11 protein-coding genes are annotated in these 13,071 nt (G+C 68.5%); 9 read left to right on the top strand and 2 right to left on the bottom strand.

What is annotated here, in order from left to right; all coding sequences use genetic code 11:
- From AC07YH_RS19875 to AC07YH_RS19840, 8 genes are all read left to right on the top strand, one after another.
- The coding region (locus AC07YH_RS19875) for a hypothetical protein (protein ID WP_494748689.1) at positions 1-295 on the top strand (295 nt) is incomplete at its 5' end.
- A 60-nt stretch (positions 296-355) separates the two neighbouring features.
- Entirely contained in the window at positions 356-1,501 is a 1,146-nt protein-coding gene (locus AC07YH_RS19870; protein ID WP_494748688.1) for an ROK family protein, read from the top strand.
- A 99-nt stretch (positions 1,502-1,600) separates the two neighbouring features.
- Entirely contained in the window at positions 1,601-4,354 is a 2,754-nt protein-coding gene (locus AC07YH_RS19865) for a TonB-dependent receptor (protein ID WP_494748687.1), read from the top strand.
- A gap of 112 nt (positions 4,355-4,466) precedes the next feature.
- A complete protein-coding gene (locus AC07YH_RS19860; protein ID WP_494748686.1) occupies positions 4,467-5,450 on the top strand; it encodes a glycerophosphodiester phosphodiesterase family protein in 984 nt (327 codons plus the stop codon).
- Positions 5,451-5,501: 51 nt separating this feature from the next.
- The gene (locus AC07YH_RS19855; protein ID WP_494748685.1) at positions 5,502-6,143 is read left to right on the top strand and encodes an RNA polymerase sigma factor; all 642 of its coding nucleotides are present in this window, start codon (positions 5,502-5,504) and stop codon (positions 6,141-6,143) included.
- A complete protein-coding gene (locus tag AC07YH_RS19850; protein WP_494748684.1) occupies positions 6,107-7,066 on the top strand; it encodes a FecR family protein in 960 nt (319 codons plus the stop codon). The genes AC07YH_RS19855 and AC07YH_RS19850 overlap by 37 nt, the downstream gene beginning before the upstream one ends.
- Before the next feature lie 73 nt (positions 7,067-7,139).
- Positions 7,140-9,941: a TonB-dependent receptor gene (locus tag AC07YH_RS19845; protein WP_494748683.1), complete on the top strand. Its 2,802-nt coding sequence runs from the start codon at positions 7,140-7,142 to the stop codon at positions 9,939-9,941.
- Positions 9,942-10,015: 74 nt separating this feature from the next.
- Entirely contained in the window at positions 10,016-11,488 is a 1,473-nt protein-coding gene (locus AC07YH_RS19840) for a CehA/McbA family metallohydrolase (RefSeq protein WP_494748682.1), read from the top strand.
- Positions 11,489-11,605: 117 nt separating this feature from the next.
- On the opposite strand, the gene AC07YH_RS19835 is transcribed toward AC07YH_RS19840, so the two are convergent.
- Positions 11,606-11,950 carry a gamma-glutamylcyclotransferase family protein gene (locus AC07YH_RS19835; protein WP_494748681.1) on the bottom strand — a complete coding sequence of 115 codons (345 nt, stop codon included), beginning with the start codon at positions 11,948-11,950 and terminating at the stop codon, positions 11,606-11,608.
- Between the two features lie 95 nt (positions 11,951-12,045).
- Between AC07YH_RS19835 and AC07YH_RS19830 the strand changes: the two genes are divergently transcribed.
- Complete coding sequence (locus AC07YH_RS19830) at positions 12,046-12,624, top strand: hypothetical protein (protein ID WP_494748680.1); 579 nt, start codon at positions 12,046-12,048, stop codon at positions 12,622-12,624.
- On the opposite strand, the gene AC07YH_RS19825 is transcribed toward AC07YH_RS19830, so the two are convergent.
- Positions 12,621-13,004: a winged helix-turn-helix domain-containing protein gene (locus tag AC07YH_RS19825; RefSeq protein WP_494748679.1), complete on the bottom strand. Its 384-nt coding sequence runs from the start codon at positions 13,002-13,004 to the stop codon at positions 12,621-12,623. The genes AC07YH_RS19830 and AC07YH_RS19825 overlap by 4 nt on opposite strands.
- Positions 13,005-13,071: the final 67 nt, after the last annotated feature.

The following is a 13,071-nucleotide window of genomic DNA, read 5'->3' as shown; positions in this document are numbered from 1 at the left end:
CCAGGGGGGGGGGTGGGGGGGGGTGATGACCCTGTTCTGGCGCGGCATGAGCGCGGCGATCCGCGATCACGCCCGCCTGACCGGCGAGCGCACCGACCTGGCTGCCTTCGCTCTCCTGACCGCGACCCTGAAGCTGTCGGCCGCGGTGTTCGGCGGCGCCGTCGGCTTCGCCCTGGACGGGTTCAGGGCAGGGGATCCGGCGACGCTCGTGATGCTCGGCGTCGTCACGGCGATCGGCGGCGTCGGCTTTGTCGTCATGATCGCGCCAATGCAGCGCCGCGACGTCCGCGTTTAATATTTCACACAAAAGAAATATCAGCGACCGGCGTATCCACTCGTTTCGCCGGAACCGTCCATGCGGCCATCCCCCGCCATCCACCTGTCCGAAGACCAGAAGCGTATCGTCTGGCGTCTGCGCACCGGCGGGCCGGCGGCCCGCACCGAGCTGGCGCGCGCGCTGGAAATCCACAACGGCGCCCTGACCCGGCTGAGCCGCGAGTTGGTCACGCTGGGCGTCCTTGAGGAACAGGATCAGAGCGAGCGGTCCGCGCGGGGGCGACCGACCGTGCCGCTGACAGTGTCCGACCGCGCTGGCTACGCCGTCGGGGCGACGGTGCACCCCGGATGGCTGGAACTGGCCCTGGTCAACTTCGCCGGCGAAGTGATCGCCCGCGACGTCGAGCCCTTCGAGAGCGACGATCCGGCCACCTTCGTCGAGGCGGTCGAGCGCCGTCTGCGCGGCCTGACCATGACCCACAACCTGATGCGCTCGCGCTTCCTGGGCCTGGGTGTCGGGGTGCCCGGCCCGCTGGTCGCCGAAAGCCCCGAGCGGTGGTGGACCGTGCAATGGCTGGCCGGCTGGCGCGAGGTCGATCTCGGCGATTTCCTGTCCGAGCGCCTGGGACTGCCGATCTGGCTGGAGAACAACGCCAGCGCCGCTGCTCTGGCGGAATACTATACGGGCGGCCTGATCCGGGCTTGTGACTCGGCCCTGGTGCTGTTCGTCGGCCACGGCGTGGGCGGCGGGGTCATCGCGGGGCGGGAGATGTTCCGTGGCGAGTACGGCAACGCCGGCGACATCGGCCGGCTCTATCCGACCGACCGGCCGCGCCCGTCGGGCATCGACCTGCTGGCGCGACTGCGCGAGGCGGGGGCCGATATCCAGTCGCTGTTGCAGATCGAGGATCACCTGGTCTCCCACGCCGAGGTCATCGAGGCCTGGATGGATCGCGCGGCCGCCCAGCTGGAGCTGGTGGTCAATAGCGGCGTCGCCTGGATGGACCCTGGCGCCATCGTGGTCTCAGGCTCGTTGCCGACCGGGATCCTGGAGGGGCTGAGCCGCCGCCTGGAGGTCGCCGCCGTGGCCTTCACCAAGCCCGGCGAGCCGCCGCATCTGCCTCGCGCGCCAGTCACCGCCTCGACCCTTGGCAGCAGCGCCGTCTCGATCGGCGCGGCCCTGCTGCCCATCCATGAGATCGGGCGGCCGGGGCGGGCTTGGTGAGCTTATTTATTTCCAAAGAAATAAATAAATGTGTCGTCCGCCGACCCTAATCCGCTTCCCGACGGCGCCGCTGGCGCGAAAGAAACCTGGGGTCGGGCCATGAAGAAGCATCTCGTTCACGGCGTCGCGCTTTGCGCGCTGCTCGCCACCGCCGCGCCGGCCGTGGCGCGGCAAGCGCAAACCGAGTCGGGGGCCGAGGTCGATGCGATCGTCGTCACCGGCATCCGTCGCGCCAACGTCAAGGCGATCGACAGCAAGCTGAAGGCGGCCGGCATCGTCGACGTCGTCAGCTCCAACGAGGTCCAGGCCTTGCCGGACCTCACCATCGTCGAGGCCCTGCGCCGTGTGCCGGGCCTGTCGGTCCTGCCGGCCACCGACAACGAGCACCCGCGCGACGAGGCGGCCACGCCCGTGATCCGGGGCCTGGGTCCAGCCTACAACAACGTCACCATCGACGGCTCGCCGATCGCCTCGCCGGGCACGCCGAACGGCAACCTCGGCTCGATCGGTCGGGGCGTGCGTCTGGACATCCTACCCTCGTCGATGATCAGCGAGATGGCGGTCACCAAGACCTTCACCGCCGACCTCGACCCCAACGCCGTGGGCGGGGCGATCGACCTGCGCACCCGCAGCGCCTTCGCCAGTGGCGGCAAGCCGTTCTTCACCTTCGAGGTCGCCGGCGGCGGCGCCAACGACCAGGGCCAGCCGCGCGAGCAGGCCCCGATCGGCGGCCGCGTCCAGACCACCGGCAGCTTCACCTTCGGTCCGGACGGCCGCTACGGCCTGACGGCCTCGGCCAACTACCAGAAGCTGGACACCTTCACCGAAACCCACATGACCACCGACACGGTGCATGCGGGTTTCTACAACGCCGCCGGCGTGCTGCAGACGGGCGAGAACCTGGGCAACGGCTACGCCGTGCCCCAACAGGACAAGTACTGGTACGTCCAGGACCGCCGCGCCCGCTACGGCCTGACCCTGAAGGGCGAGGCCAATTTCAGCGATGCGGTCTACGGCTTCATCACCGGCGGCCTCTACCGCTTCCAGGACACCATGGAGCGCAACGAGCTCCTGATGGACGCCAACCAGCGCGGGACGGTGCTGAACCAGACCGCCACCAGCGGCCAGTACGCCAAGGGCGATGTCGAGGTGGGCTTCGAGCATGCCAACATCATCACCAACACCCAGCTGGTCCAGGCCGGCCTGGACTGGAAGATCGCCGACGACCAAGTGCTGAGCGCGCGGGGCTCGCTGTCGCGGGCGACCTATCGCGAGCCGATCACGATGATCAAATACATCGCCGGGGTCAGCTACGGCGCGCCGGGCACGAGCGCCGGGGCCAGCGTGGTTCCCAGCGCCGCCTACGCCTTCACCTACGACACCAGCCAGTTCAATCAGCGTTTCGACATGAACCCGGCGGCGTTCTATGACCTGTCAGCCTACAAGGGTTTCTACTACCGCCCCGACTACAAGCGCTCGGCCAGCGACAACATCTACAGCGGCCGGGTCGACTGGCGGAAGAACATGGGCGGCGAGGCGCGCGGCTGGGGCTTCGCGGCCGGCGCCAGCTACACGCAAGATACGCCGGAATATAACGTCTACCGGGTCGAGTACGCGCCCAACACCAACGCCGCGCCGATCATCCTGGCCAATGCCGCCGGACCGGGCGGCGCGCCGCTGCGCTATTCGAACGGCCTCAATCTGCTGACCATCGACCAGGCCAAGGCCGCCGCTCAATGGGAGGCCGCCCGCGCGGCCGGTACGCTGAACGTCACCGACCAGAGCGGCTTCAGCAACCAGGACAATTTCGAGCACCGCGAGCGGACGATCGGCGCCTATGGCGTCGTCGCCTACGCCAGCGACAAGCTGAAGGCCCAGTTCGGTCTGCACGAGGACTCGACCAGGCAGGACACGACCGGCCGCGCCCGGGTGGTCAACGTCTGGACCAAGCTGCCGACCAAGTCGTCCTACGACTTCCTGCTGCCGTCGGCCCTGGTGACGTACGACATCACCCCGACGGTCGACGTCCGCTTCGGGGCCAGCCAGACGATCGGCCGACCCAGCTACGACAGCTACGCGGCCCGCACCTCGATCAACTTCGTGCAGGTCAGCGACAAGGGGAACCCGAACGCCACGGGCGTGACGGTCACGGTCGGCAATCCCGACATCAAGCCGCGCCTGTCGACCAATCTCGATCTGGCCGTCGACTGGCGCCTGTCCACCCGTTACGGCGGCCTCGTCTCGCTGGCGGTGTTCAACAAGGACATCAAGGACGAAATCTTCAACGCCTCGTCGCAGGGCTTTGCCTATGACGGCGTGACCTATGTCAACGCGGTGGTCACCCGGCCGGTCAACGCGTCCAAGGCCACGATCCGCGGCGTCGAGGCCAATGTCATCGTCAACTCGCTGGAGTGGGTGCACCCCTGGCTGAAGGACGTCGGCGTCAGCGGCAACTGGAGCCAGCTGGACGGCGAGCTGAGGGTGCTGCGCGGCAACGGCGTCGCCCGCACCCTGGACCGTCTGACCGGCCAGCCGGACGAGACCCGCAACGCCACCATCTTCTACAGCCGCAAGGGCTTCGAGGTGCGCGCCGCCTACAACCACCAGGGCAAGGCGCTGCGGTCGATCACGCCGGACATCGCCTGGCAGGACCTCTACTGGGCCCCGCGAGACCAGGTGGACGTCCAGGCCAGCTACGAGGTGCGCCCGGGCCTGACGGTCTACGGCCAGGCCAGCAACCTGACCCACACGCGCCTGACCAGTCTGTACGGGCCGGACAAGAACCTGCTGAAGGACACCTATTCGGTGCCCACCGTCTTCTGGCTGGGCGTGCGGTTCACGCCGCGCTTCTAGTCCCCTGCAGGCGCGCGGCCCTGGTCGCGCGCGCTGGCGGAGCGGCCGCTCATCCCCTTGGCGCCGCTCCGCACCTTCCTTTCCCGATATCGACGCCACGGAGATGGCTCTCATGCGTAACGGCACGCCTCGGCTCGTCAGTGTCCTGACGATGGTTCTTTCGGCCTGGTCCCTGGCCAGCGGCGCCCGCGCGACCCCGGCCGAGGCCTTGCGCAAGCTGTCCCATCCGAGCGGCGGGATTTTCGTGGTCGCCCATCGCGGCTGCCATAGCCCGGCGCCCTCGCGGGGTCTCTACGACCCGACGCCGGAGAACTCGCTGCAGGGGCTGGAGCGCTGCGTGGCCCTGGGCGTCGACATGGTCGAGACCGACGTGCGCCGCACCAAGGACGGTGTGCTGGTGATCATGCACGACGAGACCGTCGACCGGACCACGGACGGAACGGGTAGGGTGGCCGACATGACCCTGGCGGAGATCAAGCGCCTGCGGCTGCGCCAGGCCTTCGGCGGTTCGATGTCCCCGATGCTGACCGACGAGGCGCCGTCGACGCTGGACGAGTACATGGCCCGCGCCAAGGGGCGCATGATGCTGAACCTGGACATCAAGGACCCGATCGACGCCGAGGTCGCCGCCGCCGTCGTCAAGGCGGGCCTGACCGACCAGATGCTGATCAAGGCCGACGCCGTCCAGGCCTCGCCGCCGATGGCCGACCAGGCGCCCTATCGCGACGTGCTGTTCATGCCGAAGCTGAAGCCCGCCAAGCCGGGCGAGGCGGTCGATCTGGCCGCCATCGTCGCTCGCCAGGCCTCGGGCGTGCGCAAGGTCTCGGCGGTCGAGATGAGCTTCCTGCGGCCCGAGGATTTCGCCACGGTCCGCGCGGCGGCGGCCAAGGCGGGCCTGCGGGTGTGGAGCAACACCCTGACCTCGGTCGGCGTGATCGGCGTGGTCGGCTATGGCGGCGACATCGACGCGTTGCGCGCGCCGGACCGGGTGTGGGGGCGGCAGATTTCCGAGGGCATCTCGATCTTCCAGACCGACGAGCCGGCGGCGCTGCTGGACTATCTGGCGACCCGCAAGGCCGCGCCGGCCCAGCGCTGAGCGGGCAGGGCGGTTCTCGAAGGCAGGCGACCGTCGCCAAACTGACATCTCGTGTCGCTAGTCCAGCGCTTCGAGGAGTCGGCGATCCTTGTCGACGGGATGCGCAGCGCGATGGCCTGGCTACGGGACATAGACAAGTGGTTCGCCGAGGCCGTGCTGCCGCACGCCCCGACCTACCGCGCCTATGCCCGCAAGCTGACTAGCGATCCCGCCGACGCCGAGGACCTGGTGCAGGAGGCCTACGCCAAGATCCTGGGCGTGCCTGACTGGCGTCGGCTGGAGACGCCCGAGCGCTTCGTCCTGACCATCATCCGCAACCTGGCCTTCGAGCGGTTCCGCCGGGCCAAGGTGGTGGGCATTCGCCAGATCGGGGTGCTGGAGATGGAAGCCCTGCCGGACCCCGCGCCCGATGCGCACGAGGTCGCCAGCGCCCGCGAGGAGCTCCTGCGGGTGCTCGACGCGGTCGATCGCCTGCCCGAACAGTGCCGGCGCGTGGTCACCCTGCGAAAAATGGAGGGACTTTCGCCCGGCCAGATAGCGGTTCGGCTGGGTTTGTCCATCTCTACGGTTGAGAAGCATCTGGCCAAGGGGCTGACGCTCTTGACCAAGTCCCTGGCGGCGAGCGAAGGGCGTAGGATTAGGAGTAACGCGAGCATATGGCGCAAACGGGCGATCAAGACAGAAACGCGCTGATCGCCCAGGCTTCGGAATGGCTGACGCGTCTGGACGCCGGCCGCGCCGACCCCGTCGAGTTCGAGGCCTGGCGCGACGCCGATCCGCGCCGCGCCGCCGCGTTCGCCGAAGTGGCCTCCGCCTGGAGCAAGCTGGACGCCCTGCGCGACGCCGAGCCCCGCCGGCGGTCGGCCCCAAGGCTGAGCATGACCCGTCGCGCCTGGATCGGCGGCGGCGCGGCTCTGGCCGCCGGCCTGGCCGGGGCGACCTATCTGGGTCGCGACCAACTCTTACGCGCCCGCACCGTCACCGGCGTCGGCGAGCGCCGCACCCTGGCCTTGCCCGACGGCAGTTCGGTCGAGCTGAACACCGACACCGAGGTGCTGTGGCGCTTCGATCGACAGCATCGCCGACTCTGGCTGGAGCGCGGGGAGGTGGCCCTGACCATCGCCCAGGACGCCTTGCGGCCGTTCGAGCTGTTCACCCAGCAAGGCCTGGCGCGGCTGGCCTCGGGCCAGTTCAACGCCCGCCTGCGCCCGGCGGGTCTGGACCTGATCGTCCTGGCCGGCCGCGCAGCGATCAAGACCACCGCCGGCGAGGCCCAGGCCGCCGTCGAGACCGCCACCGACGCTCGCCAGGCCCTGGCCATCACCGCGACCGGCGTCGTCACCGTTCCCGCGCCCGAGGCGGAGGTGCAGGCTGTCCAGGCCTGGAGACGAGGTGAAATCGTTTTCGAAGGTCAGCGCCTGGCTGAAGCGGTAGAGGAGTATAATCGCTATCTCACCCGCAAGTTGATCATAGACGATCCCAAGGTCGGCGGTCTGCGCTTGGGTGGCCGATTCCTGACCGACAATTCCGAAAGCTTCCTCGAAGCGCTTCGTACGACCTTCGGTCTACGGATCATCGCCGATGGATCGTCACGAATTCTTCTCAAATCTCGATAGAGGTTTTTCCCGTCCCTTTCATCTTGCCGAGCGAGACGCCGATTTCCGGCGACGACAAACGGGGCGAAATACGATGCAAAAGTCTTGGGCGCCGCGCATCGGCGCTTGTCTGCTTCTGGCCACCACGGCGCTGGTCGCGCCGGCCATGGCTCAGGCCCAGTCGGCCGCGCGGGTGGAGTTCAACATCCCGGCCGGCGACACCGCCCAGGCCCTGACCGCCTTCTCGCGCCAGGCCGGCGTACAGATCCTGTTCCCCTATGACGTGGCCGCCAAGCACCGCACAGCGGGCCTGCAAGGCGCGTTCGGCCGTGAGGACGCGGTCCGCAAGCTGATCGACGGCAGCGATCTGGAGATCGCCTCGGCCACCGCCCAGACCATCACCCTGCGCCAGCGCGGTTCAGGCCCTTTGGCCGCCGGCTCGGCCGCGACTGACACGTCGACGGTCGAGGAGCTGATCGTCACCTCGCGCGCCGGTTCGGACGCCCGTACGCGCCTGGCCACCAGCTACGCCGTCACTACCATGAACGAAGAAGCCCTGCGCCTGCGCTCGCCGATGGGCGTGGCCGACGCGCTGAAGTCGGTGCCCGGCTTCTGGGTCGAGGCCTCGGGCGGTGAGGCCAGCGCCAATATCCGCGCTCGCGGCATCCCGCAGGAAGGCTTCTCGGCCATCGCCCTGCAGGAGGACGGCGCGCCGGTGCAGCACGACGGCGGCCTGGGCTATCTGAACGCCGACCAGTCGTTCCGCCTGGACGAGACCATCGATCGCATCGAAGTGGTGCGGGGCGGCCCGTCCTCGATCTTCGCCTCCTACGCTCCGGGCGGCACGGTGAACTTCATCACCCGCAAGGGCGACGTGAAGGAAGGCATCCTGAAGGTCCAGGGCAGCGACTACGGCCTCAAGCGCGTCGACGCCTATTACGGCGGCCCGATCGGCGACTGGCGGATGGGCGTCGGCGGCTTCTGGCGCGAGGACGACGGCATCCGCGACCCCGGCTTCACCGCCAACAAGGGCTACCAGGTCCGCGCCTCGATCGGCCGTGACTTCGAGCGCGGCAGCTTCGACTTCAACATCAAGCACCTGGACGACAACGTCATCCTGTTCGCCGGCGTGCCGCTGAAGTTCGACGCCAACGGCAAGCCCAGCGCCGCCCCCGGCTTCGACCCGCTGACCGGCACTCTGGCTGGTCCGGAGACCGAGAAGCTGACCCTGCGCGGCCCCAAGGGCCCGTTCGACTGGGACCTGTCGCGCGGCACCGAGGTGAAGCTGACCCAGGCCACCGCCGAGTTCAAATATGAGATCGCCGACGGCTGGCATTTCACCGACACGCTGCGTTACCGCACCTCGGAATCCAAGCGCATCGGCCTGTTCCCCAACACCCCGGTGCTGGGCAAGGACCGCATCGCCCAATATCGCGCGGCCCTGCTGGCCGCCACGCCGGGCGCGACGGACGTGCAGCTGCGCTACACGACCAATCCCAGCCAGGTGTTCGACATCAACGGCGCTGGCCAGAACGGCAACGGCCTCGTGCTGGACGGCTCGCTGCGCTACGTCTCGGTGCCGCTGGACGAGCTGATCAACGACGCTCGCCTGATGCACAAGTTCGAGATCGGCGGCCAGACCCACGACATCGCGGTCGGCTTCTATCAGGCCCACGTGGAAGAGGCCTTCAACCGCTACTCGGCCAACGCCCTGCTGGACGTGCGCGATAACGCCCGCCGCCTGGACCTGGTCGCGGTCGACGGCACGGGCAAGATCCTGTCCAGCCTGACCGAGAACGGTATCAGCCGCTATGGCGCGGAATTCGCCAATGGCGATGGCAAGTCCAACACCACCGCCCTCTACCTGACCGACGAGTGGCAGGTGACGCCGTCCTTGCGCATCGACGCGGGCGTGCGCTGGGAGCGGACCGAGTTCACCGGCCGCAGCGAGCGCACCGCCACGATCAACCTCGGTCAATCGCCGACCCCGGCCGACGACACCGTGCTGGCCGGCTCGGGCGTCTATGACCGCCTGGACAAGAAGTTCGAGCACAGCGGCTGGACCGTCGGCGCGGACTACCGGATCAGCCAGCACATGGGCGTCTTCGCCCGCTACACCTCGGCGTTCCGCCTGCCGTCGCTGGGCGACTACATCACCAACGCTAGCAACACTTCGCCGTTCATCCAGACGATGGACCTGGCCGAGGCCGGCTACAAGCTGACCACCGGCAAGCTCGATCTCTACGCCACCGTGTTCCACACGGCCTATGATGCGCTGAGCTTCGGCAGCCTGGTGTTCAACCCGACCACCGGCGCCTATGTCAGCCAGACCAGCATTACCGACACCAAGACGCTGGGCCTGGAACTGGAAGGCACGCTGCGTCCGGTCTCCTGGTTCGACCTGGGCTTCAGCGCCACGGTCCAGAACCCGGAATTTGGCGACTACAAGTTCGAGGAAAGCTGCACGGTCGGCGCCTCGGACCCGACCTGCCAGGTCAAGCCGCCGGCCGGCGCCGCCACGCGCACCCGCGACTTCACGGGCAAGCAGCTGATCCGCGTGCCCAAGACGGCCTTCCGCCTGACGCCGGGCGTCAACCTGCTGGACGGCCGCCTGCGGGTCGAGAGCAGCATCGAGCGCTACGGCGACCGCTATTCGGACGCCGCCAACACCCTGAAGCTGCCGGCCTATACCCTGGTCGGGGCCACGGTCCGCTTCAACGTGACCGACCAACTGTCGGCCTATGTCTACGGAACGAACCTGACCAACGAGATCGGCCTGACCGAGGGCAACCCCCGCGCCGGCCAGATCATCAGCGGCGAGGCCGGCGCCCTCTACGGCATCGGCCGGCCGGAGTTCGGTCGCGCCTTCAAGGCGGCGCTTCTCTACAAGTTCTAGTGGCCGCTTTTTCCTGATCCCCTGAACTGGGGCGGCCGCGAACACGGCCGCCCTTCTTTTCGTTGGAGCTTCCGATGATCCGCTGGCTAGCCCTCGTTCTGCTGCTTCTGGCCTCGCCGGCCATCGCCCAGGAGGCTGGCAAGCCCGACCTCGTCCTGACCGGCGAGATCACCGGCGCCGACCATCAGACCTACAAGCCGGTTACGTTCGACGTGCCGGCGGGCGTCACGCGCGTTTCGGTGGCGTTCGACTACACCGGCCGCGAGAACAAGACGGTGGTGGATCTAGGCCTGCTTGATCCGGTCCGTTTCCGAGGCTGGAGCGGCGGCAACAAGAAGGCGTTCTTCGTCGGGGTCGAGGCGGCGACGGCCAGCTACCTGCCAGGGCCTCTGCCGGCGGGGACGTGGACCCTGCTGCTGGGCGTGCCCAACGCCCGGCCTAACTCCAAGGCGACCTTCGAGGCCAAGATCTGGTTTCAGCACACGCCCGCGCCGCTGCCGGCGACCTTGCCCAGGGCGACAACGCCGGGCTGGTATCGCGGGGATCTGCACATGCACACCGCCCACAGTGATGGCGGCTGCACGACCGGTGACGCGCCGCGCGCGCCATGTCCGGTCTATCGCACCGTTCTGGCCGCCCAGGCCGCCGGCCTCGACTTCATCGCCGTCACCGACCACAACACCACCAGTCAGGCGGAGGCGCTGAGCGAACTGCAGCCCGCCTTTCCTGGTCTGCTGCTGATGACCGGCCGCGAGATCACCACCTTCCAGGGTCACGCCAATGTCTTCGGCCCGGCGGCCTTCATCGACTTCCGCCTGGGCTCCAAGACGGTCCCGACGATCCGCGGCCTACAGGCGGCGGTTAAGGCGGCCGGCGGCGTCTTCTCGATCAACCACCCAGCCGTGCCGTCGGGCGAGATTTGCATGGGCTGCGGCTGGACCGCCAAGGACACCGACTACGGCGCCGTTCAGGCCGTCGAGGTCGCCAACGGCGGCAACGAGAAGGCGCTGGGCGGTTTCGAGGGCGTCCTCTCGGGCGTGCCCTTCTGGGAGGCCCAGCTGAACCAGGGGCGCCGGATTACCGCCATCGGCGGCAGCGACAACCATGACGCCGGCATCCCGCACGACAAGCCTTCCGCCGTTGGCCGTCCCGCGACGGTGGTCCGTGCGGAAGGGCTCTCGACGGAAGCCATTCTGGCGGGGCTGAAGGCCGGTCGCGTGTTCATCGACCTGGACGGAACCCGCGACCGGATGCTGGACGTCTCAGCCACCGCCGGCGATCTCAGCGCGGTCATGGGCGGCGTGCTGCCGGTCAAGCCGGGCGAGACGGTGGCCCTCGCCGTATCGCTCGCAGGCGTCGATCCCGCAGGACTGGAGATCGTCCAGGACGGCGTACGGACGCCCGCGGTGATCTCGCCGACGGGCGGGTTCTCGATCAAGATGGGTGCGCGCCCCGGTTGGGTGCGGGTCAATGTGCGGGACGCCACGGGGCGTCTGCTGCTGATCGGCAACCCGATCTACCTGATGGTCGCGCCTATCAAGCCGTAGGGGCGTCTGAAGGCCGTCCACGGCCGGCGCGGCACTGACGATCTGACGCTCGTGGCGATGACCCTGAGCGGTGGCCTGTGGTTCGTGCTGACGAGCGCGCCGTCCAGGCGGCGTGCTCTAGGCCTTCACGTAAACAAAGGCGGCCAGGCCCGAGGCCAGGACCACGGCGATGCGCTTGTAGTCGGAGACCTCGTAGTCGTCGGCGGCCGCCAGCTCCCGCGGCGTGATGTCGAACACCATGCCGTCGATGGCGTCGGCGGGATCGTCGCTGGGTGTGACGATCGGGTGGAACGCCTCGCCGCTAGCCGCCAGCACCGCCGGATCGGTGATCCGCAGCATGGTCTTCTTGAAACCTGGCAGGGCGTCGGCCTGGCCGTTCAGAAGGCGGCCGAAGGTCTCGCGCTGCACGTTCTCCTGCTGCAGCGTGCCGTACGAGAAGAGGCGGATCGAGGGCTGGTCCACTAGAGCGGGTCTCCGGGAGCGGTCGCGAAATGCGCCTTGCACTATATTCGGTCGTATATAGCGTGTCCGGATAGACGGCGAGCGGGAACGCGGACGTGAAGATCAGGATCGACATGACCGGAGAGCGGTACGGCCGTCTCTACGGCGTCGCCTTCGCCGAGACCCGGCGCGGTCACGCCCACTGGCTGTTCCAATGCGATTGTGGCCAGACCGCCGTGATCAGCGGCGCGCGGGTGCGTTCGGGCAAGACGTCCAGCTGTGGCTGTCTGCATCGGGAAGTCTCCGCCGCGCGCCTGACCGTGCACGGCCATCGCGCCCAGAAGCGTCACGGCCCGACCTATCGCGCCTGGCAGCAGATCAGCACCTGGTGCGGCAATCCCGCTTCGCCGCGCTTCCGTGACTTCGGGGCCCAGGGCGTCGTCGTCGGCGCGGCCTGGGCCGACGACTTCGAGGCCTTCCTGGCCGACATGGGCGAACGTCCGGCCGGGGCGGTTCTCGATCGGCGCGACAAGACCGGCGACTTCACGCGGGGCAACTGTGTCTGGGTGGCGGTGCGATCGCGGTCCGAGCGGGCGCTGGAGGCCCACCGCGTGCGTCGCGGGGCCGCGACGCCTGGTGATGACTGGTTCGTCCAGGACGCCGAGGCGCCCTTGGCGCTGCGGCGCGCGGGCTAGGAGCGCTCAACCACCGGCGCGATGTCCTCGCGCAGGAGGGCGGTCAGGATTTCGAGATCGTCCCCGGCCGCCGCCTTGGCCAACCTGGCTTCCAGGCCGCGATAAGCGCGAAGAATCCTATGGCCCTGGTCCGTCAGCTTGGCGCCGCCGCCAGAGCCTCCGCCGGACTGGGTCTCGACAAGGCGTTCGCGCCAGCAGCGGTTCATCTCGTCGACCAGCATCCAGGCGCGCCTGTAGCTCATGCCCAGGTCGCGACCGGCGCCGGAGATCGAACCGGCGTGGTCGATGGCTTCCAGCAGGTCGGCCTTGCCAGGCCCCATCGCCGGCACGGTGTCGAGGAGAATCTGGGCCTTGAGTTTCAGGGGGCCGATTGTGGGCATGGGTCGTCGAACATTCCGCGCCGGTGTGGCCGGCGACCATCCCTGATCTTAAGGACTGGGTCGAGTC

This window comes from Caulobacter sp. GW456-12-1-14-TSB4, from assembly GCF_059424195.1.
The sequence above is the reverse complement of the archived record's forward strand: the minus strand, read 5'-3'. Positions and strand labels throughout refer to the sequence as shown.

Coding starts and splice junctions, on each gene's coding strand:
- AC07YH_RS19850 (WP_494748684.1), top strand. CDS start 6,107: ATGGCGCAAACGGGCGATCAAGACAGAAACGCGCTGATCGCCCAGGCT.
- AC07YH_RS19860 (WP_494748686.1), top strand. CDS start 4,467: ATGCGTAACGGCACGCCTCGGCTCGTCAGTGTCCTGACGATGGTTCTT.
- AC07YH_RS19825 (WP_494748679.1), bottom strand. CDS start 13,004: ATGCCCACAATCGGCCCCCTGAAACTCAAGGCCCAGATTCTCCTCGAC.
- AC07YH_RS19870 (WP_494748688.1), top strand. CDS start 356: ATGCGGCCATCCCCCGCCATCCACCTGTCCGAAGACCAGAAGCGTATC.
- AC07YH_RS19845 (WP_494748683.1), top strand. CDS start 7,140: ATGCAAAAGTCTTGGGCGCCGCGCATCGGCGCTTGTCTGCTTCTGGCC.
- AC07YH_RS19840 (WP_494748682.1), top strand. CDS start 10,016: ATGATCCGCTGGCTAGCCCTCGTTCTGCTGCTTCTGGCCTCGCCGGCC.
- AC07YH_RS19865 (WP_494748687.1), top strand. CDS start 1,601: ATGAAGAAGCATCTCGTTCACGGCGTCGCGCTTTGCGCGCTGCTCGCC.